We start from the raw sequence: 20,107 nt of genomic DNA, 5'->3' as shown, positions 1-20,107 counted from the left end.
CTCGGCGGGGCACCAGCGGAGGGGCTCAGGGCCTCGGGGCGCCGACCAGCAGCTCGCCGCTGAGCGCCACCCCGGGCCGGCGTCCCGGGCGCACGCCGCGCGGTGGCGTCCCCTCGAGGACGACGACGGCCGGCCGCACCCGTCCGGTGAAGCGCACCACCGCCGGACCGCGGCGCGGCTGGCGCAGCTGCGCGGTGAGGCTCACCCGCAGGCCGGGCCCGGCCGCCACCCGCGCCGTCACGCCGACGTCCACCCCCTCGGCGAGCACCCGCGCGCTGGTCGGCGCGCGGCCGGTACCAGCGAGGTCGGTGTCGATGACGCCGAGCTCCTTCGGCAGCCCCCACCCCTCGCGGCCCCCGGCGCGGGAGGCCTCGGAGTCGACCACCATCCACGGCACCCAGCCGCTGCGGGCGCCCAGCGCCACCGCGGTCAGCGCCTCGCGGTAGGCGCCGACGGGCGTGTCCGCGTAGTCGACGACGGCGAAGGCCCCCGCCCGCAGCGCCGGTGCCCGCACGAGCGCCGGGACCACCACGGCCCGCAGCTGGCACGTCCACGGCGGTGGCGGCGGGCTCACCCCCCGACAGTAGGCGGGTGTCGGTGCAGCCGCCGGACGACCAGCGCCAGCGACAGCCGCAGCAGCCCGGCGGGGTCGTCGAGCGGCCAGCCGAGGTGCCGCTCCAAGGCGTGCACGCGCTCGGTGAGCGTGGAGTGGTGCAGCCCCAGCGCGGTGGCGGCCGTGCGGCGGCTCGCGCTGCGGGCCAGCGCGTCCAGGGTGGTGAGCGCCCACGGGGCCGCCGCGGCCGCGCGGTCGAGGGCGACGACGTCGGCGGAGCGCGGGGTGGTCGGACCGACGGCGTCGGCGAGCAGGAGCAGCGCCGGCACCTCCTCGGCGAGCACCACCCGGGGCCCGGGGTCGTCAGCCGTGCCGTCCGCGGCCAGGCGCAGCGCCCGCTGCGCGTCCTGCCAGGACCCGGGCAGCTGGTCCGGTGCGGCCGCCGGCCCCACCCCGACCCGCCCGACCCGCCCGACCGGTGGCAGGTCGGCGCCCCAGGCGGCGGAGCTGACGAGGCGGGGTGGTGCTCCCTCCGCGGCCACCACGCGGTGCCGGCTCGTCGAGCCGAGACCGAGGGACCTCGCGGCGCGGTCGCGCGCCACCGGGTCGGCGCGGTCGTCGAGCAGCACCTCCACGGCCGCCTCGTCGGGCTCGGGAGCGGTGTCGTGCAGCGGCCTGGTCCGTGCCAGCAGGGCGTGCAGCAGCGCCGCCGCGCGCTCCAGCACCACGGCGTCCACCACGCGCGCCGGACCGGGGCGCTCCAGCCACAGGACGGCCCCGCCGTCCCCGCCTCCCCCGGCCACGACGTCCACCGGGGCCCGGAGCCAGCCGGGGTCCGGGGACGCGGTGGCCGGGGAGGCGCCCACCAGGGAGGCGCCGGGCGGGGACGTGGCGCTGCCGTCCACCTCCACCCGCACGCGCAGCCGGCGGCGCGGGTCCACGAGCAGGGCCGGGCTGCCGGTGAGCAGGGCCGCGCCGCGGACGACGGCGGTCAGCCCCGCTCCCCCGGCGGCCAGCTCGTCGAAGTAGGTGACCACGCGCAGCGCGGCGCCGGCCTCCGGGTCCAGCGCCGACAGGCGCAGCGCCAGTTGCTGCACGGGACCATCCTGCTCCTGCGCCGCAGCACCGGCGGCCCGGCGGCCCGGCGGCCCCGGCAGCTCAGCCGGCGAGCAGCCGCCGCAGCCAGCGCAGCCGCGCGGCGCGGGCCTCCTGGGAGATCTGCGCCTCCGGGGCGAACGCGTCGAAGCCGTGGAACCCACCCGGCCACACGTGCAGCTCCGCCTGCACGCCGGCCTGCCACAGCCGCACCGCGTAGGCGACGTCCTCGTCGCGGAAGTTCTCGGCCGACGCGACGTCCACGAAGGCCGGCGGCAGGCCCGACAGGTCGGTGGCGCGGGCCGGTGCGGCGTACGGGGAGACGTCCGCCCCACCGGCCGCGTCTCCCAGCAGGGAGGTCCAGCCGGTGGTGTTGGCGGTGCGCCCCCAGGTGCCGGTGTCGGCCATCTGCACCGCCGACGGGGAGTCGTTGCGGTCGTCGATCATCGGGTAGATGAGCAGCTGCCCGAGCAGCGCCGGCCCGCGCCGGTCGCGGGCGAGCAGCGCGAGGGCGGCCGACAGGCCACCGCCGGCGCTCGCACCGGCGACCACCACGCGGGCGGGGTCCACCCCCAGCTCCTCGGCGTGCTCCACGGCCCAGACGAGCCCCGCGTAGCAGTCCTCCACGGGGCCGGGGTGCGGGGTCTCGGGGGCCAGGCGGTACTCCACCGAGACCACGGTGAGCCCGAGGTCCTGGGCCCAGTCCAGCGCCTCGAGCACCCCGGTGCGGTTGTCACCGATGATCATCCCGCCGCCGTGGACGTGGTAGACCAGCGGCGTCGGTCCGGTCGCCGCGGTGGGGCGGCAGATGAGCAGGCTGACCTCCGGGGCTCCGTCGGGGCCGGGCACCGACCGCTCCTCCACGGCGAAGGCGCCGCCGCGCCGCAGGTCCTCCAGCGACGGCGGCTCCAGGCCCGGGAGCCCCTGCCGCATGACCGGGATGAGGTCGGGCGTCAGGGGTGGGAAGCCGCCCACCGCCGCCAGCGCCGCAGCGCACTCCGGGTCGAAGGGCACCGGTGTGGTGCCCCCGGTCTGCGTGGTGGCTGCCGTGCTCGTGCTGGTCATCGTCGACCCCTCGCCCTCGCTGTCGGTGCTGTCGCTGCTGCCCGTCCGCCACCCTCGGCGGACCCGGTCTGCGCAGCCTGCCCGTCCCAGGTGCCAGCGAGCCACCGACGTCTGGCGGGAGCGGCCCGCCAGACGTCGGGGTCGTCAGCGCTCCGCCGTCAGCGCTCCGCGCGCGCGAGGGCCTCGCGGACCGCGTCGGCGCCGGCCGGCCTGGCGGTGGTGAAGTCGTCACCGGCGGCGTACGGCCACCCGTAGGCCGGGCGACCCGGCTCCGCTCGCCAGCTGCCGGCGAGGTCGCCGCCGTCCACGGCGTCGTAGCCGATGACGTCGAGGAAGGCCACGGCCACGGCCTTCGCGTCGTCGTCGTCCCCGAAGACGGTCAGGGCGGTGCGCTCGGCGTCGCCGGAGGGCCGGGCCAGGGACCGCAGCGACTCCGAGTAGATGTTGTTGAAGACCTTCACCACGGAGCTGTCCGCCAGGTGCTGCTGGGTGAGGGCGCTGGAGGTGGTGGAGCCGTCGTCGAGGACGGCCACCTGCCCGTCCCGCTGCGGGTAGTAGTTGCCGGTGTCGAGGACGACCTTCCCGGCCAGCGGCGCCGGGTCGACGTCGGTGGTGTTCTTCAGCGGGATGGTCAGGACGACGACGTCACCGGCGCGCGCGGCCTCGCCCGCGCTGGCGGCGCGGGCGCGCGGCCCGAGGGTGGAGACGAGCTCGGTGAGGGTCTCGGGGCCACGGGAGTTGGCGATGACCACGTCGAGGCCGGCGTCCACGGCCAGCTGCGCCACGGCCGAGCCGATGCGGCCGGCGCCGATGATCCCGACGGTGTGGGTGGTGCTGCTCATGCCAGGCACAACACCTCCGCCGGGACCGTGCTTCCGGTCTGTGAGCAGCGCCACCGGCGTGTGCTCCGCCGCTGGTGACGGCGCGGCCCCTACCGTCGGGAGGGGCCGTCGGGGGACGGCGCGAGGCAGCCGGGGGCGGACGTGGACGAGCGCACCATCGATCTCAGGAACGCCGATCTCAGGAACGCCGGGTCGGCGGACGCCGCGGGCGGTCACGCGCTGGCGACGGCCCAGCTCGGCGGGACGGTCGGCGGGACGGTGCCTCTGCCCCGCCGCACGGGACGCACCCGCGCCGGCAGGTCGGCCGGCACCCGTCCGGACAGCACCACACCGACGGGCACCACACCGACGGGCACCACGCCGACAGGCCCGCTCCCCGACGTGCCCGCGCCGACGGCGTCACAGCCGGCGCGTCGGTGGCGCAAGCGCAAGTACGCGGCCGTCGCGGTGGTGTCGGGGGTGGTGTCGCTCCTCGTGGGCATGGGCATCGGCGGGGCCGGCAGCTCCACGCGCACCACCGACGCCGAGCGCCGCGCCGACGAGGCCGTCCGGCAGGTCCACGACGCGGACACCGCCATCGCTGACGCCCAGCACCAGATGGCCGCCGCCCAGCAGGCCGCGGACGCCGCTACCGCCGCGAGGGCCACGGCCGAGAAGGCGCTCGCCGGCGCCCAGGCCTCCGCCGACGCCGCCACCGCTCGCGCCAACGACCTCCAGGCCCGGCTGACGGCGGCGCAGGCCGCCGCGGCGAAGCCGACCTCGGCGCCGTCGGCGTCCACGTCGTCCTCCTCGAAGACCTCGACCGGTCCGGTGCAGCAGGACCAGGCCGGCACCTCGAAGGGTTCGACTGGCTCGGCGGTCACCTACGCCAACTGCGCCGCGGCGCGCGCCGCCGGTGCCGCCCCGGTGCGGGTGGGCGACCCCGGCTACAGCCGCAAGCTCGACCGCGACGGTGACGGCGTCGGCTGCGAGTGAGCCGCTGACCGGCGCGACCGGGCTCACGTGCCCGGCCGCGCCGCGGTGCGGTGGGTGAGGTGGACGAACCACGCGTCACCCTGCAGGTCCGCCACGCGCCACCGGCCGCCGCTCCAGACCAGGTGCTCGTCGGTCTCCGCGCGGTAGCCCTCCAGGTCGACTCGGGTGCCGTCGCGCAGGACCACCACGGAGGCGGCGACGTCGACCGTCGTGTGCACCAGGGCACCGCCGTCCTCACCGGTGACGGTGGTCATCACCGAGGTCAGCTCCGGGTCGCGCAGCGGGACGCCCTGCTCCTCCCTGCTGCGCAGCGCCGAGGCGATTCCGGCGCAGGTGACGCAGCCCGGCGTCTGCGCCGCCTCCAGGGGGGCGAGGTCACCGGTGGCGTAGCCGTGCGCGAAGGCCTGGACGTAGTAGTCGCTGAAGGCCAGCGCACCCTGCGCGTCCCGGCTGGCCACCGGCAGGGCGGGCGCGGTGGCGAGGATCCGCCCACCCGGTCCCGGTCCCGGTCCCGGTGACGGGGCTGGTGACGGGGCTGGTGACGCGTGTGCGCCGCGCGGACCGTGGGACGTGCCCGCCGAGGCCCCGTCGGCACCGGCCGGCGCGGAGCCGTGCGACAGCCCGGCGACCAGGACGGCCGCGGCGACGACGTCGACGACCAGCCAGGAGGCCGCCCTGCTGAGCAGCCACAGCACGGGCGCGCCCCCGACCACCGCCCCGAGGCAGACCAGGAGCGTGCGCCGGCGCCGCGACGCGACCTCGCCCGGCGTTCGCGGCCATGCGGACGGCACAGGCGGGAGCTGCTGGTCGATCATGGTCGGAAGGCTAGACAGGACGGCACCGACCGCGCTGATCATGGTCGGCGACCTGTGGACAACGCCGACCGCGGTGACCTGGCGTGGGAGGCTGCTGGTGTGGGCACACGCGCTCGCGGTGCAGCAGCCGCCGTCCTGCTGCTGAGCACCGCGGTCGCGCTCAGCGGCTGCTCGCTGCTGGCGGACGCCCCGGCCGACGACGCGCCGTCGGCGTCAGCACCGTCAGCCGGGGAGGGCGCCGGGTACGCCGTGCTGGAGCGGGACGCCGCCTCGGGAGAGCCGGTCCGGTACAGCTCGTGCCGGCCCGTCCGGTACGTCACCCACCTCGACGGCGCTCCCGCGGGGGTGGACCGGATCGTCGAGGAGGCGGTGGCCACCGTGGCCCGGGCGACCGGCCTCACCTTCGTGGACGAGGGCCCCACCGACGAGGAGCCCACCCCCGACCGCGGCGCGCAGCTGGCGCGGTACGGCGACGACGCCTGGGCCCCCGTGCTCATCGCCTGGACCGACGACACCACCATCCCCGACCTGCGCGGCGACACCGTGGGGCTGGCCGGCAGCCAGGCGTACACCGACAGCGCCGGCCGCAGCGCCTACGTCAGCGGTGACGTGGTCCTCGACGGACCGGACCTGTCCGACATCCTCACCGAGCGCACCGGGCGGGCGCAGGTGCGCTCGGTGGTGGTGCACGAGCTCGGGCACCTCGTGGGGCTCGACCACGTCGACGACCCGACGCAGCTCATGGACGCCGAGGACGACCCCGACGTCGTCGAGCCGGCCGCCGGCGACTTCGCGGGGCTCGCGGCCATGGGCGAGGGCCCGTGCGTGGAGGACCTCGCCACGCCCTGATCAGCTGCGGCCGAGCGCGGTCCCCAGGGCGGCCAGCACCGCCACCGCGACCAGCACCGCCGAGAGCAGCAGCGCGGTGGCGCTGAGCACCGCGCCCGCCACCGCGGTGCGCGGCACCGGGGTCCGCCGGCGCGCCACGAGGGCCGACGCCGCCAGGCCCAGCAGCCCGACGAGCGCTCCTGCCGCCCCGAGCGCGGGCAGCAGCATCGACAGCGCGGTGACCAGGAGGGCGGCCAGGCCGAGCCCGACGGGGACCAGCGCGACGTCGTCGACGGGCGCCTCGACCTCGTACGGCGCCGGCAGCTCGCCCGGGTGCGGGGCGGGCGCGCGGTCGTCGGGCACGCGCTCACGGTAGCCACCGGTGCGCCCCCGCGGGGGGGAGCGCACGATGGGGCGGTGACCGCTCCCCTCGCCGTCGCCAGCGACGGCCAGCACTCCCAGCACTCCCAGCACTCCCCGGTGGAGCACCTCGACGTCGTCGTCATCGGTGCCGGCATCTCGGGCATCGGCGCCGGGCGCTACCTGGCCGCCGAGCTGCCCGGCACGTCGTTCGCCATCTTCGAGGCCCGCGGCGCCTCGGGCGGCACGTGGGACCTGTTCCGCTACCCCGGGGTGCGCTCCGACTCCGACCTGTCGACCTTCGGCTACGAGTTCAAGCCGTGGCTGGACGAGCAGGCCATCGCCGACGCCCCGCGCATCCTGCGCTACGTCCGCGAGGCCGCCACCGAAGGCGGTCTGGACGATCGGATCCGCTACCACCAGCGCGTGGTGGACCTGGCCTGGAGCAGCCGGAGCGCCCGGTGGACCGTGACCGTGGAGCGCACCGACCAGACCTCCGACGACGCCACCGACGACGACGAGCGGCCCGTGCGGTTCCAGCTGACGGCGGGCTGGGTGTTCGCGGGCACCGGCTACTACCGCTACGACGCCGGGTACACCCCCGAGCTGCCGGGGCTGGACCGGTTCGCGGCCACGCCCGGCAACACCGTGGTGCACCCGCAGCACTGGCCGCAGGACCTGGACCTGACCGGGAAGCGCGTCGTCGTCGTCGGCAGCGGGGCGACGGCGGTCACGGTGGTGCCGGCGATCGCCGGGCAGGCCGCCCACGTGACGATGCTGCAGCGCACGCCCACCTACGTCATGCCGGTCTCCCGCGGGGACGCCCTCGGCGCGCGGCTGCGCCGCTGGTTCGGTGACGAGCGGGGCGCGGCGCTGACCCGCCGCAAGAACATCGCCAAGCAGCGCGCGGTGTGGCGCTTCTGCCAGCAGCACCCCCGGCTGGCGCGAGCGATCTACCGCCGCGTCGTGACGAAGCAGCTGCCTGAGGGCTACGACGTCGACACGCACTTCAACCCGCCGTACGACCCGTGGGACCAGCGCCTGTGCGCCTCCCCCGACGGCGACCTCTTCGCGGCGATCCGCTCGGGCCGGGCCTCGGTGGTCACCGGCGCGATCGCCTCCTTCGACGCCACCGGCGTCCGGCTGGTCAGCGGGCAGCGGCTGGAGGCGGACGTCGTGGTCACGGCCACGGGCCTGGCGGTGCAGGTGTTCGGCGGCACCCGGGTGGAGGTGGACGGCGAGGAGGTCAGGCTCTCCGAGCGGCTCGCCTACAAGGGGATGATGCTGTCCGGGGTGCCCAACCTGGCCTTCGCGATCGGGTACACCAACTCCTCCTGGACGCTCAAGGTCGGGCTGCTGTGCGAGCACTTCGTGCGGCTGCTGCGCCACATGGCCGAGCACGGCTACGACACCGCCCGTCCCGTCCCCTCCGACCCCGACATGCCGACCCGGCCCTACCTCGACTTCGCCGCCGGGTACATCCAGCGCGCCGTCGGGGAGCTGCCGCGACAGGGCAGCCGGCCGCCGTGGACGACGTCGATGGACTACCACTCCGACCTCGCCCTGCTGCGCACCGGAGACGTGGTGGACCCCGAGCTGCAGCTCACCTCGGTGGCGCGGCCGTCGCAGGACCTGTTCGTCCAGCTGCCCGCCGGGCCGCGGCTGTGCTTCCGGGACACCGGAGGCACCGGAGGCACCGGAGGCACCGGCGAGGACGACGACGAGCGCCGCGAGGTGGTGCTGCTCGTCGCCGGTCTCGGACAGGACCTGACCGCATGGCCGGACGCCCTCGTCGACGCGCTCGTGGCACGCGGGCTGCGGGTGGTGCGGTTCGACAACCGCGACATCGGACGCTCCAGCCGCATCGACGCCCCCGCCCCCGGGCTGGTCCGCCAGCTCCTGCGGCGGCCGCGGCCCGACGCGTACGACCTGGCGGACATGGCCGCCGACGCCGTCGGCCTGCTCGACCACCTCGGCGTGCAGCGCGCGCACCTGGTGGGGCAGTCGCTCGGCGGGATGGTCGCGCAGACCGTCGCCGCACGGCGGCCGGACCGGGTGGCGTCGCTGACGTCCCTGTACTCCACCACCGGTGCCGCGGGGGTCGGGGCGCCGACCCGGTCGACGCTGTGGCGGCTGCGCCACGCCCCCGCGGCCACCGTCGAGGTGGCCGTCCAGCGGCACGTCGCGATGATGCGCCACCTCGCCGGCCTCGGCTTCCCCCTCGACGACGACGCGCTGGCCGCCGAGGAAGCTCGCGCCCGCGGGTCGTGGGAGCGGGGCGGCGGGCCGGTGTCCCGGATCGGGCCGGCGCGGCAGATCCAGGCGATCGCGGCCAGTGGGGACCGGACGGCGGAGCTGGCGCGGGTGACGGCACCCACGCTGGTCATCAACGGTGACCGCGACGTCATGGTCGACCCCAGCGGCGGCGCCGCCACGGCCGCGGCGATCACCGGGGCGCGGCACGTCGTCATCCCCGGGATGGGCCACCACCTGCCGCCGGGTCTCGTGGACCGTCTGGCGGACCTGGTCGGTGACCACGTGGCAGCGGCCTCGGGTGCCTCCGGTGCCTCAGCGGCCAGTCCACTCGAAGGAGCACAGCAGTGAGCAGGCAGCGTCAGGGCGTCAACGGCGTGGTCAACGGCGTCGCGGGCAAGGTGTGCGTCGTGACCGGCGCGGGGTCGGGCATCGGACGTGCGCTGGCCCTGGAGCTGGCCCGGCGGGGTGCGCGCCTGGCCCTGTCGGACGTGTCCGAGGCGGGACTCGCCGAGACCGCGCAGCGCGCCCGGGCGCTGGGGGCGCGCGTGCACACCGCCCGGCTCGACGTCAGCGACCGCGAGGCGTTCTTCGCGTACGCCCGCGTCGTCGTCGACGAGCTGGGGGTGGTCCACCAGGTCTACAACAACGCGGGCGTGGCCAGCAGCGGCACCGTGGCGGACAGCGACTGGTCGGAGTACCAGCGGGTGCTGGGCATCAACCTGTTCGGGGTGATCCACGGGACGCAGGCGTTCTTGCCGCACCTGGTGGCCTCCGGGGACGGGCACGTCGTGAACATCTCCAGCCTCAACGGGTTCATGGCGCAGAGCGGGCTGTCGGCGTACAGCGCGAGCAAGTTCGGGGTGCGCGGGTTCACCGAGGCGCTGCGGGCGGAGGTGCTGACCGCCGGTCAGCCGGTGCGCGTGACGGTCGTGCACCCCGGCGGGGTGGCGACGAGCATCGCGACGTCCGCGCTCGAGCACGCCAAGGCCTCCGGGCACCGCGTGAGCGCGGCCGAGGAGGCGCAGCAGAAGCGCTACAACGAGAAGCTGCTGCGGATGCCGCCGGAGCAGGCGGCGCGGATCGTCGTCGACGGGGTCGAGGCGGGCCGGCCGCGGGTGCTGGTCGGGCGTGACGCGAAGGTCGTCGACGCCGTCGTGCGCCTCCTGCCGGCGCACTACCCGGCCCTCGTGGCGCGGCTGGCTCGCCGCACCTCGCGCTCCGGATGACCCGGCCCCTCAGGAGACCGGCACGGGCACCGGGTCGGTACGGAGGTTGATCGAGACGGACCGCAGCAGGGGCTCGGCGCCAGCAGCGACGCGCAGCTCGTCGCCGTCGGCCAGGACGCCCCACGCGCGCAGCTCGGTGACGTGCTCGAGGACGATGCGGTCCACGTGCTCGGAGACGAGGTCGTCAGGACGCAGGGCGCTCATGAGGCCGAGGGGCCAGGGGTTCTCCTCCACGGAGGTCGCGAGCATCGTCGCCAGGGCGTGCCGGACGTGGTCGCCCATCACGTGCTGAGCGGACACGTAGCGGGCAGTGCACTCGACGGCCGCGGCGACGACGAGGGCGCGGGCCCAGGCCCTGTCCCTGGCGTCCACCGCGTCCCAGCCGAGGATGTCGGGACCGCGCTCCAGCCCGTCGTCGCTGAGCGACACGAGCGCCCACCGTGAGCAGGCCAGGGAGAGCACGCGAGAGCGCCAGCGCTCGACAGCCGTGGACCCGATGAGCGCGACGCCGAGCCGCACGGAGAGCGCGGCCTCAGAGGGGAGGGGAGCGTCGTCATCGTCGTCTGCGTCGTGGCAGTCGTGTGCGTCTGCGGTGAGGTCGGTGAGGTCGTCGAGGTCCTCGCACTCCCCGACCCACTCCAGGAACTGCCCCACCAGGTTGACCAGGGGCAGCTCATCGAGGAACTGCTGGAAGGCCGGGTCTTCCACGGCGCGGTGCAGCACGAGGAGGGCGTCGTCGTTGGAGACGAAGGGCTCGGGCCGCTGCGGGTACCCGTCCTCAGGCGCCTGCCGCTGCCGCGGGATGCTCGGACGCGTGCGGCGCTGGGCGGAGGTGCGGCGAGCGGCGGACTTCGAGGTGCGGCGGCGTGAACGCGGGCTCATGTCCGCACTCTGCCGGGCGGCGAGACCGCGGTGGGCTGCACGAAGACCACCTGTGGACAACTCCTGTCCTCGCGCAGCTCCGAGCTGCGTGTGGGCGCCTCACGCGGCGGGGAGGTCGTCGAACAGGCACGGCTCCTCCCCGTCGCCGGGGTCACCGTCAGCACCTGGGCGCGGCTGCGGTGGTGCGTCGGTCAAGGCCGCACGGGTCCAGTCCGTCGACCACGCCACCCCCGCCGGCCCACCGGGAGGATCTGGGCGACCATCCGGTGGCCAGCCCACCCACGCGGGCAGCACATCAGCCAGCAACCGGTGCACCCACCCCGGCAGCTCACCCCCGCCCTCAGGACCGCCATCAGCACCGTCACCAGCACCGTCACCAGGACCGTCGTCGGGACCGTCGTCGGGGTCCAGCAGCACCTGGGGGCTGACGCGGTAGGTGTGCCCGGTCGGCGCGGTCCACACCACCGCGTCCCCCGGCCCTGGCTGCGCAGCGGTCCGCGCCACCGCCACGCTCCAGCCGTGCCCGGGACGGGCGTGCTCCCCGGCCTGCTTGAGCAGGTGCTCCACCTGCGCCAGCAGCTGCAGGTTCGTCGCCTCCGTCGCCCCGCCACTGTCATAGGCCTGGACGTGGTCGATCTGCCCACCCCCAGCACCACCACCACCGCCCCCACCACCGGCGGGACCGTGGTCCAACCCCACCGGACGGGTCGAGGACGGCATCGTCGAAGACCACCACCGCAGCCCCACCAACCGCGCCAACGCCGTCGAGGGGCGCCACGCGCCCTCCTCCACTGCCACCGCCGCCCCGCACACCGGGTCGGCCAGCACCCGCCGCCACATCCCGTCCGCGGCGATCCGCAACGCCGCCACCGCACCGATGGGCCCGTACCCGGCCAGCTGCGCCCCGATCGTGCTCACCCCGGCGGCCACCGTCCACGGCAGCACCAGGTGCACCACCGGCCTGGAGGCGGCGGTGCGGGCGATCGGGTACCACGTGCCGCACACCCCGGAGGTGCCGGCGACCTCGAGTGCTGCGCTCGCCCACTCCACCAGCGCCGCGATGCGGTGAGCGTCCAGGGAGCCCACCGCGCCCCGGCCGAAGGCCCGGCCCTGCTCCTTGGCAGCAGCACGTTCAGCGGCGCGGGCCTCCTCCTGGCGGCGTCGGGCGCGGGCGTCCATCGCCGCGGTGATCACCGCGATGTCCTCGGCGGGTCCGCGCAGCTGCAGCGCCGCCTGCCCGTCCGGTTCAGACCAGCGGGAGGTGGAGCACGCCGCGCGGGCCTTGGCCGCGCGCCGTTGGGCGGCGGGGCCGTCAGCGCGGGCCACCGCGGTGTTCAGACGCTTGGTCCACGCCCGCCGGTTCGGGCCCAGCCCCGCCCCCGCGGTGGGACGGGTGGTCGCAGACGCCGCAGGCTTCTGCGGGGCACCCTCTTCATCACCACCGTCACCGTCAGTACGGGCGTCACCTGCGTCACCGGCGTCAGTGCGGGCCAGGTCCTGCCCGGCCCCTGCGGCGGTCCAGGCCGCGGTGCCGGTGGCCTTGCCCAGCAGCTCCCGGCGCACCGCCGCAGCGACCTGTTCGGCGTGGGCGGCAGCTGCTGCCTCCGCTTCGGCGTCGACCTGCGCCCGATCGGCAGCGGCCCGAGCCCGCACCTCCTCTCGCGTCAGCGGCACCAGCCCGGCCTGGGCGCGGGCAGCGTCCTCAGCGGCACGCTGCGCCTCCAGCGCCCGCTCACGGGCAGCGCTCTCGGACTCCAGCGCGCTCAGGTAGGAGGTCGTGCGCACCGCGGACAGCTGCTCCAGCAGCCAGCTCCCGGCCCCCGCGGGCAGGGCTCCGGCAGCCATCGCCGAAGCCACATCCCGGTGAGCCCCCACCGCTGCCAGACCCCGCTCGACCAACGCCTCAGAGGCCACCGACCCGATGCCGAGCCGGGCGCACAGCTCCGAGGGAGCAGTCGAGCGGACCCGCATGGCCCACGGGCGGCCCGTGCCGTCACGGGCGCTGGCAGCACGCGCATCAGCGACGTCGGCTTCAGCCTCGGCCTGGCGTCGGGAGGCGAACACCCCGGCGAGCTGGTCACGGCGGGCGGCCAGTGCTGCGAGCTGGCGCTCGCACGCCGCGACCGCCTCGACCAGCTCCGCATCGCTGACCCCGGGACAGGCACTGTCGGTGGTGTCGGTGGAGCAGCAGGCCGCCGGCAGGTCGGCGGCCAGGTCGGCCCAGAGCTCCTCCACCGCCGCCACCAGCCCGACCCCGGGAACGCGCGCCGCCCACAGCAGCGCCACCTCCTCGCGCACCCCGACCAGGCACGCCTCCGGCAGCAGCGCCGGCGCCGCTGCAGCCGAGCGCTCGTCGTCGTCGTCCTCTTCCAGGTGCAGCACCTGGGTGTCAGAGGCGAGCTCGTAGCCGTCGGGGTGGGCCACTGAGCGCCACCACAGGTGCGCAGCGATGCGCTCCTCCAGCCGCGAGACCGGCCCCTGACCCATGCCCACACCCGATCACCCACCACCGACAACCCGGGCTGACCAGGCCTGATGCCCGCACTCGCGCCAGCTGGCCACCACCCCGAGGGTGGACGCATGAAGCCGGTCACCAACGAGGCGATGCTCATCACCTACGCCGACAGCCTCGGCGGCGACCTCGCCCAGCTCCAGCAGCTGCTCGACCACGAGCTGTCCGGCGCCTTCGGCGGCGTGCACGTGCTGCCGTTCTACCCGTCGTCGGGTGACCGCGGCTTCGCCGTCGTCCACTACGACACCGTCGACCCGCGCTTCGGCACCTGGGACGACATCGAGCGCCTCGCCGAGCACCACACCGTCATGGTCGACTTCATGATCAACCACGTCTCGGTCCGCTCCGCCGAGTTCCGGGACTACCTCGCCCGCGGCGACGCCTCCCCCTACCGCGAGATGTTCATCCGCTGGGACGAGTTCTGGCCCGGCGGCGCCCCCACCCCCGAGGACCTCGAGACTCTGTACAGCCGCCGCGAGGGCGGCCCGGTGCGCACCTACACGCGCGCCGACGGCACCGACGTGCAGCTGTGGAGCACCTTCTTCGCCGAGCAGGTCGACGTCGACCCCTTCGCCGCAGCCACCCAGGAGCACTACCGCCGCACCCTGGGCCGGCTCGCGCAGCTGGTGCCGATCGTGCGGTTCGACGCGTTCGCCTACGCCTCCAAGCGCCCCGGCACCAGCTGCTTCTTCGTGGAGCCGGAGGTGTGGCAGGTGCTCGACATCGGCATGGAGCCCCTCCGGGCAGCGGGTACGCAGATGCTCCCCGAGGTCCACGAGCGCTACGAGATCCAGCTCGCCATGGCCGAGCGCGGCCTGTGGGTCTACGACTTCGCGCTGCCGATGCTCACCCTCCACGCCCTCATGACCGGCCGCACCGACCGCCTGCGGCACTGGCTCGAGATCTGCCCCCGCCGTCAGTTCACCACCCTCGACACCCACGACGGCATCGGCGTGGTCGACGTCGCGGGGCTGCTGTCCGAGGACGAGGTCGACCTCGTCAGCGAGCGCGTCAGCGCCGTCATCGCTGACAGCCGGCACCTCGTCACGGGCCGCGAGCCCGTCATCCGCCGCGACGGCCAGAAGGCCCGCCGCTACCAGCTCATGTGCACCTTCCACGACGCTCTCAGCGACGACGACGCCCACCTGCTCGCCCGCGTGCTCCAGCTCTTCGTGCCCGGGATCCCGCAGGTCTACTACGTGGGAGCGCTCTTCGGCGGCAACGACCTCGAGGCCCTCGAGGCCGTCGGCGACCCGCGGGCCATCAACCGCCACGACTACACGGTCGAGGAGGTCCGCGAGCGCGTCACCGACCCGCACGTGGCGCTGCTCCTCGACGTCCTGCGGTGGCGCAACCGGTGCGCGGCGTTCGACGGCGACCTCACCGTCACCGAGACCGACCGGCCCGGTGAGCTGCTGCTGCGCTGGACCGCTCCCGGTAGCAGCGCACAGCTGCGTGCCGACCTGCGCGAGCACACGTGGCAGGTCACCGAGACCGCGGACCAGGAGGACGACGACGACGCCGTCCCGACCGCGGTGTTCCGGAGCCTGCGCCCGCTCAGCTGAGCGCTACCGCCCGAGGGAGCCGACCCAGAGGTAGTAGCCGCCGACGAGAGCTCCCAGCAGACCGAGGCGCACCACGACGTACTCGAGCTTCGAGGACGCCTGACGACGACGGACGCGCCGGTCCTGTACCGCCCGTCCCGACGCGGCACGCTCCGAGCGCGTCGAGCGGCGCGTCGGTGCGGCGACCGACCCGAGCACCGCGAGCGACGGCACGGACACGGGCGCCGTGCGCTCCTCCCACGCCGACGCCGTGAGCACCGGCGGTGAGGTCGCACCGGCGAGCAGGTCGCGGAGCTGGGCGGTGACGGCGCTGACGTCGTCGTCGTCGAACCGGCGGGGCAGGGAGCGCAGGTGGTCCGCGAGGTGCGCGTCACCGACGGCCACCACGCCCGCCTCGACCGCGGTCGGCGGGAGTGTCTTGCCGACGAGGCAGAGCACCGACGCGACGGCCGTGCGGTGCTGGGGCGCGAGCAGCGACGCGACGTCGGAGGCCATGCGCGCGGCGTTCTCGCAGTCGCGGGTCTTGCGCCAGCTGCCGAGGCGCAGCTCCGCCCCGGTCACGGTGATGTCACCGGACCAGCGCTTGGCGTCGACCACCACCACCCCGCCCGGGCCGACGGCGACGTGGTCGAGGTTCGCCTTGGGACGGCCGGGCCAGTGGACGTCGTGCAGGAGCTGCCACCCGTCGGCTTCGAGCACCTCGAGCGCGGCGGCGGTGCGCTGCTCCCCCTCCGCGCCGGCTGTCCACTGGTGCAGCTGCGCCTCCAGGGAGGTGATGTCGTGCTGCGTGCGCGCGAGCAGCTCGCGCTTGCGCGCCAGCTGCGTCTCGATCGCCTCGGCTCGCTGCGCGGCACGGCCCCCCGGGGTCACGATGTGGCCTCTCGACCGTCGCGCCGACCCTTCCGACGGTTTCGGATCCCGCCGACCACCGGCACGAGCACCAGGCCCGCCGCACCCGCAGCCATGACCGTCGACGCTGCCCCGGACAGGAGGCTGTCGTCACGGCAGTCCCGCAGCACGGCGTTGGCGGCGGACACGTCGACCTTCGCGTCGAACCAGCGCGTGTAGGCAGCCGCTACCTCTCCCGCGCTCTCCGCGACATGCCGCTCCTGAGTGGCGGTCGCGCTCTGCAACTGCTGGCGAGCCCTTTCCACCTGGCCCTCGGCGTCGGTGGCCGCGGTCTGCGCCTCCTGCTGAGCGGTCGTGGCGGCAGTCAGCGCGTCATCAACGCGGGTCTGGGCCGCCTCGGCTGAGGCCTGCGACTGGGTGTCCGCGGCCTTCGCCGACTTCAGTCCGGCCTGCGCCTGGGACAGCTCCGACTTGGCGTCCGCCAGCTGGCTCTGCGCGGTGGCGAGCTGGGAGGAGTAGTAGGACTCCATGGTGGTGCCGCGTGACTCGTCCAGTGACGAGGTCAGCGAGCGGACGTCGCTCTCGTAGTACTCGACGTCGTACTCGGCGGAGCTGACCTTCGACTCCGCCATCGACAGCTCATAGGAGGTGTCGCTCCCGTAGTAGCCGGGACTGGAGTACAGGTCGGTCTGCGCTTGGGAGGCCTCATCCGACTTCTGGTCGGCGGCCTGCTGCAGCTCCTCGGCCCGGTGCTCGGCGCTGTCGGCCTCAGAGACGGCCTTGTGCGCGGCGGCCACGGCAGCGGTGTCCCGACGGGTGACATCAGAGTCGGATTGCGGGGACACGAACGCGGCGGTGACCGCCTGCTGACGCGTCCAGGTCTGCAGGGGACTCCCGCACGAGGTGGACCGCACCGGCAGCGCCACGACCGCTGCCGCTCCAGCGAGCAGCAGGACGACGACGTGGGTGCGCCGGGACGTGATGAGCCGCCTCAGGCTCATGAGACGTCCACCCGCCAGTCGTCGCGAACGAGGTCCTCGCGGTTGAACGACACAGGGTCCCCGCCATCGAGGGTGATGAAGTAGTCGCCGGCGTCCTCGACATCGCTGAGGGTGAACGGAAGCACGCAGCGAGACCCGTCATAGGTCCCTGCGCCGAGGTGGGTGGATCCCAGCACGGTGCCGTCACCGCTGGTGATGACGACGTCGGAACCTTCACCCAACCCGGACGAGGCTGCCGTGCAGGTGGTGCCCAGAGCGTCCGCGCCAGTCGCCGACAGGTGCACAGCGCCGGTGATCGTGTGGCTGGAGCTGACCCCGAGGACGAGGTACCCGGCGACCACCGCGCAGAGGAGCCCGACGCCGACCGCGCCCGACCCAGCCGCGACAGCTCGCCGGGTGGTGGTGGGACCGTGTCCGTGGACAGCGGATCCGGCGTGGCCCGTCGAAGGGGGACCACTGGAGTCGTCCGGCAGCCCCGACCCCCTCGGCGAGGGCAGCTCGAGCAGCTGGCGCAGCGTCGCCGCTGAGGTGCGGGCGCCGTCGTCGGCCGCTACAGGCACCTGAACGCCTGTGCTGCTCGCTGCCAGCGGCGCCGCACATCGCGCGCACAGGTCGTCGCCAGGCACCGCCGCTCGACACGCGGGGCAGCGCACGAGTGCGAGGGGACCCCGGCTCACCGGGCGCCTCCGGTCAGTGCAGCGGGGCGCTGCTGGTCGGGCTCTCCGAGACGCAGCGCGATCTCGTCCCCGATGCGGACGTAGGCGGCGAAGACGACGATCGTGAAGCCCGCCACCGCCGTGCCGAGCCATCCACCCGACAGGTCGTCGTACAAGCCGTGGAGCACCGAGACGAGACCGAGACCGAGGGCGACGAGGACCACGGCCGAGCGGCGGTACCAGTACGCCAGCCCGATGAAGTACGCGAGCACCCCGGCCAGGCACCCGTGGAAGAGACCTCCCGACAGCAGGCGCCAGATGGTGGCAGCCGTCATGTCGCCATAGGTGCCTGCGCCCAGGTCGGACAGCTGCTCGTAGAGGCCCGTGTAGCTGATCGCCTCCACAGCGCCGAACGTCAGGCCGCTGACGACCCCGGCGAAGATGAACGTGCGAGGGGTCCAGGACCGACGGCTCAGGAAGACGAACAGCAAGACGGGAAGCGCCTTGACCGCCTCTTCCGGCAGCCCGACGCCGAAGACGTAGTCGGGCAGCTGCGGGGCGTCCGAGAGGACCCACTCCTCGATCGCGATGGCCAGCGCGGTTCCGACGAAGGCCGTGAAGAGGCTGATGCGCACGAGCAGCCACCGGTCCTGCGGCTCGGGAGCGATGACCCGGTGCAGGACCAGCCCCCACAGCAGGGCGAAGTAGACCGCGAAGCCTGTGGCGATCACTCGCGACTCCGTCTCACCCGATGCCTGCAGCAGGGCGAACGGAGCGACGGCGAAGAGCGCGAACGGCCCCACCCAGCCGCGCCAGAAGCCGGGCTCACGCGCCCAGGCGATGAGCGGCTGCAACGTCAGTGACACCTTGACCGAAGGTGCTGTCGGCAAGGGCGACATGACCGTCTCCGCCGGGCTGACGGGAGCACCCCGGCGATGCCCGCAGCTACCGCAGAACGCGGCCGCGGACACGAGTCCGGCCCCGCAGGCGGCGCATCCAGCGCTGTCCAGGACCGCGTCGTGCGCAAAGGCGGTGTCGACGTGCGCGGTCACCCCAGCGCCCGGGTCGGTGTTGCTCGTCACGAGTGCTCTCCCAGCGGCAGGACGCGGCGCGGGTGCTCCGCCCTCCGCGTCCTTGTCGACGGGCTGCGCCGCTGAGTTGAGCGGCGTCCTTCGCCCAGCCGAACCCACCCGCCGATGACCCGCCACCCGTCAGCCGCTGGTCGGCCCCTCCGTCGCCAGCTGCCGGGCCCTCTTGACGTCGAAGGACCAGTCGGCCGGCAGGTCCCACTCGCCGTCCCACTCCTCCCACTGCTCGTCGGTGAGGTCGAGCTCCGCCTCCCGCTCGTCCACCGCCTCGCCGCGCACGTACCAGCCGACCGCGGCGAACTCGCCCTCGCAGGTGGTCACGGCGTGCAGCACCACCGACGGGTGCGCGGCGCTGAGCGCCCGGAAGACCGCGGTGGGCTGGGAGTAGGCGGTGACCAGCTCGTAGACCAGCCGGTCCTCGTTCTCGTGCTCCAGCGAGGAGTCCTTCTCTGGCAGGCTCGTGCCCCACAGCTCCAGGGCGCGGTCGCGGTCCCACGCGTCGAGCTCCATGCCGGTCGGCACGACGGCCTCCAGCGAGAACGGACGCTCGACGGTCGCGGCCCGCGAGCGGTCGAGCCGCTTCCCCAGCCCGCCGAGCCACCCCGGGAGGCGGTGGGTGCCAGGACCGCCGGCGGTGCTGCCGCCACGACCTGGGGACGCCGCCGCGTGCGCCTTCACCGCCGCCAGAGCAGCCGGGTCGGTGGACCACACCGTGACCGTCGAGACCGCGCTGTTGGACACGCGGCCCAGCGTGCCAGCGCCCCCCGACACCAGCGTCAGGCACCGCGGTCAGGCGTGCTGGCCGGGGGCCCACAGCCCATCGTCGAGGCTGTCGACCAGCTAGTGGCCGTCCTGCCAGACGAGGACGACGTCGTTCTCGACGTTCCCACCCCCGAGCTCGGCGATGCCCCCGTCGCTGGTGGACATGGCGGCGTCAGAGATCGCCACCGACAGGTGGACGGCGGCGCGCTCCGGGGTGAAGGAGGTGACGGTGACGGCCGTGGGCTCGAAGTCCATCATCAGGAAGCGCCCACCCCGCTGGTCGACCAGGTCGATCGCCCTCACCGCAGAGGCGCAGGTGGCGCACTGCGGGGTGGAGAGCTCCTCGATCCAGGCGGGGTCACCGCTGGTGTACCCGTACTCGTAGGAGGCGACGAAGTACCGCGCTGCCTCTGCCGCCCCCTCGGCGTCCCTCCTGGCCACCGGCGCCGTCGGCGGCGGCCCCGGGGCGGGCAGCTCCTCGTGAGCCTGCACCGTCTGCGCCACGTGCTCCAACCCCCTGTCCCCGAACAGCAGGTAGGACCCCGTGACCCACACCACGAAGGTCACCAGGGGCAGCGTCACGAAGTACCCACCGGCCAGTCCCAGGGCGACGAGGGCGAAGGCGCCCGCGCGCCGGAGACGACGGCGCGCCCGGTGCTCGGGCGCCTCCGGCAGCGGCAGGGCTGAGACCCGGTGTTCGATGATGCCCCGGAGGCTAGGGAGGCCGGGCACGCGCGTGCTCGTCCTGGCCGTGCCCCTGTGGACAACTCGGCCGTC

General features: G+C 74.8%; 19 protein-coding genes and 1 pseudogene. 6 read left to right on the top strand and 14 right to left on the bottom strand.

The features are described from left to right. Positions 1-25 precede the first annotated feature (25 nt). The 4 genes from H7K62_RS04015 to H7K62_RS04000 form a co-directional block, all read right to left on the bottom strand. Positions 26-574, bottom strand: coding sequence for an acetoacetate decarboxylase family protein (locus tag H7K62_RS04015; protein ID WP_186716659.1), 549 nt, complete (start codon positions 572-574; stop codon positions 26-28). Then, complete coding sequence (locus H7K62_RS04010; RefSeq protein ID WP_186716658.1) at positions 571-1,650, bottom strand: helix-turn-helix domain-containing protein; 1,080 nt, start codon at positions 1,648-1,650, stop codon at positions 571-573. The genes H7K62_RS04015 and H7K62_RS04010 overlap by 4 nt, the downstream gene beginning before the upstream one ends. Positions 1,651-1,711: 61 nt before the next feature. After that, positions 1,712-2,713 (bottom strand): alpha/beta hydrolase, encoded by a 1,002-nt coding sequence (locus H7K62_RS04005; protein WP_186716657.1) that lies wholly within the window; start codon positions 2,711-2,713, stop codon positions 1,712-1,714. Between the two features lie 158 nt (positions 2,714-2,871). Next, positions 2,872-3,555 carry an NADPH-dependent F420 reductase gene (locus H7K62_RS04000; RefSeq protein ID WP_186716656.1) on the bottom strand — a complete coding sequence of 228 codons (684 nt, stop codon included), beginning with the start codon at positions 3,553-3,555 and terminating at the stop codon, positions 2,872-2,874. A gap of 141 nt (positions 3,556-3,696) precedes the next feature. On the opposite strand from H7K62_RS04000, the gene H7K62_RS03995 reads away from it, so the two are divergent. Next, complete coding sequence (locus H7K62_RS03995) at positions 3,697-4,530, top strand: excalibur calcium-binding domain-containing protein (protein ID WP_370591604.1); 834 nt, start codon at positions 3,697-3,699, stop codon at positions 4,528-4,530. A 23-nt stretch (positions 4,531-4,553) separates the two neighbouring features. Here H7K62_RS03995 and H7K62_RS03990 read toward each other — a convergent pair whose 3' ends face one another. After that, entirely contained in the window at positions 4,554-5,345 is a 792-nt protein-coding gene (locus H7K62_RS03990) for a DUF6318 family protein (RefSeq protein ID WP_186716655.1), read from the bottom strand. Positions 5,346-5,444: 99 nt separating this feature from the next. On the opposite strand from H7K62_RS03990, the gene H7K62_RS23520 reads away from it, so the two are divergent. Beyond that, positions 5,445-6,194, top strand: coding sequence for a matrixin family metalloprotease (locus H7K62_RS23520; protein ID WP_186716654.1), 750 nt, complete (start codon positions 5,445-5,447; stop codon positions 6,192-6,194). Here the strand turns inward: H7K62_RS23520 and H7K62_RS03980 are convergent, their stop codons facing one another. After that, a complete protein-coding gene (locus H7K62_RS03980) occupies positions 6,195-6,536 on the bottom strand; it encodes a hypothetical protein (protein ID WP_186716653.1) in 342 nt (113 codons plus the stop codon). Between the two features lie 117 nt (positions 6,537-6,653). Here H7K62_RS03980 and H7K62_RS23515 point away from each other — a divergent pair. The 3 genes and pseudogenes from H7K62_RS23515 to H7K62_RS03970 all read left to right on the top strand — a co-directional run. Next, a pseudogene (locus tag H7K62_RS23515) lies at positions 6,654-8,141 on the top strand (flavin-containing monooxygenase); the annotation flags it as partial. Beyond that, positions 8,115-9,137 carry an alpha/beta fold hydrolase gene (locus H7K62_RS21970; RefSeq protein WP_370591631.1) on the top strand — a complete coding sequence of 341 codons (1,023 nt, stop codon included), beginning with the start codon at positions 8,115-8,117 and terminating at the stop codon, positions 9,135-9,137. The pseudogene H7K62_RS23515 and the gene H7K62_RS21970, both read left to right, overlap by 27 nt. Beyond that, positions 9,134-10,015 (top strand): SDR family NAD(P)-dependent oxidoreductase, encoded by an 882-nt coding sequence (locus H7K62_RS03970; protein ID WP_222437065.1) that lies wholly within the window; start codon positions 9,134-9,136, stop codon positions 10,013-10,015. Before H7K62_RS21970 ends, H7K62_RS03970 begins: the two co-directional genes overlap by 4 nt. A 9-nt stretch (positions 10,016-10,024) precedes the next feature. On the opposite strand, the gene H7K62_RS03965 is transcribed toward H7K62_RS03970, so the two are convergent. Both H7K62_RS03965 and H7K62_RS03960 read right to left on the bottom strand, forming a co-directional pair. Then, the gene (locus tag H7K62_RS03965) at positions 10,025-10,897 is read right to left on the bottom strand and encodes a hypothetical protein (RefSeq protein WP_186716651.1); all 873 of its coding nucleotides are present in this window, start codon (positions 10,895-10,897) and stop codon (positions 10,025-10,027) included. Positions 10,898-10,996: 99 nt separating this feature from the next. Next, positions 10,997-13,384: a hypothetical protein gene (locus tag H7K62_RS03960; protein ID WP_186716650.1), complete on the bottom strand. Its 2,388-nt coding sequence runs from the start codon at positions 13,382-13,384 to the stop codon at positions 10,997-10,999. Between the two features lie 93 nt (positions 13,385-13,477). Here H7K62_RS03960 and gtfA point away from each other — a divergent pair, with 93 nt between their 5' ends. Next, positions 13,478-14,974: a sucrose phosphorylase gene (gene gtfA / locus H7K62_RS03955; RefSeq protein WP_186716649.1), complete on the top strand. Its 1,497-nt coding sequence runs from the start codon at positions 13,478-13,480 to the stop codon at positions 14,972-14,974. Between the two features lie 3 nt (positions 14,975-14,977). On the opposite strand, the gene H7K62_RS03950 is transcribed toward gtfA, so the two are convergent. The 6 genes from H7K62_RS03950 to H7K62_RS03925 all read right to left on the bottom strand — a co-directional run bounded on the left by H7K62_RS03950 (position 14,978) and on the right by H7K62_RS03925 (position 20,062). Beyond that, complete coding sequence (locus H7K62_RS03950; RefSeq protein WP_186716648.1) at positions 14,978-15,844, bottom strand: NERD domain-containing protein; 867 nt, start codon at positions 15,842-15,844, stop codon at positions 14,978-14,980. Continuing rightward, positions 15,841-16,749, bottom strand: a complete 909-nt coding sequence (locus H7K62_RS03945; RefSeq protein WP_186716647.1) for a hypothetical protein — start codon at positions 16,747-16,749, stop codon at positions 15,841-15,843. Before H7K62_RS03945 ends, H7K62_RS03950 begins: the two co-directional genes overlap by 4 nt. Positions 16,750-16,820: 71 nt before the next feature. After that, positions 16,821-17,108: a hypothetical protein gene (locus tag H7K62_RS03940; protein WP_186716646.1), complete on the bottom strand. Its 288-nt coding sequence runs from the start codon at positions 17,106-17,108 to the stop codon at positions 16,821-16,823. Positions 17,109-17,497: 389 nt separating this feature from the next. Continuing rightward, positions 17,498-18,562: a PrsW family glutamic-type intramembrane protease gene (locus tag H7K62_RS03935; protein ID WP_186716645.1), complete on the bottom strand. Its 1,065-nt coding sequence runs from the start codon at positions 18,560-18,562 to the stop codon at positions 17,498-17,500. A gap of 129 nt (positions 18,563-18,691) precedes the next feature. Then, positions 18,692-19,309, bottom strand: a complete 618-nt coding sequence (locus tag H7K62_RS03930; RefSeq protein WP_186716644.1) for a hypothetical protein — start codon at positions 19,307-19,309, stop codon at positions 18,692-18,694. A 99-nt stretch (positions 19,310-19,408) separates the two neighbouring features. Next, positions 19,409-20,062 (bottom strand): DUF6318 family protein, encoded by a 654-nt coding sequence (locus tag H7K62_RS03925; RefSeq protein WP_186716643.1) that lies wholly within the window; start codon positions 20,060-20,062, stop codon positions 19,409-19,411. Positions 20,063-20,107: the final 45 nt, after the last annotated feature.

This window comes from Quadrisphaera sp. RL12-1S (assembly GCF_014270065.1).
In the GTDB taxonomy this organism is placed as follows: domain Bacteria; phylum Actinomycetota; class Actinomycetes; order Actinomycetales; family Quadrisphaeraceae; genus Quadrisphaera.
This window is presented reverse-complemented; position numbering and strand designations above follow the sequence as displayed.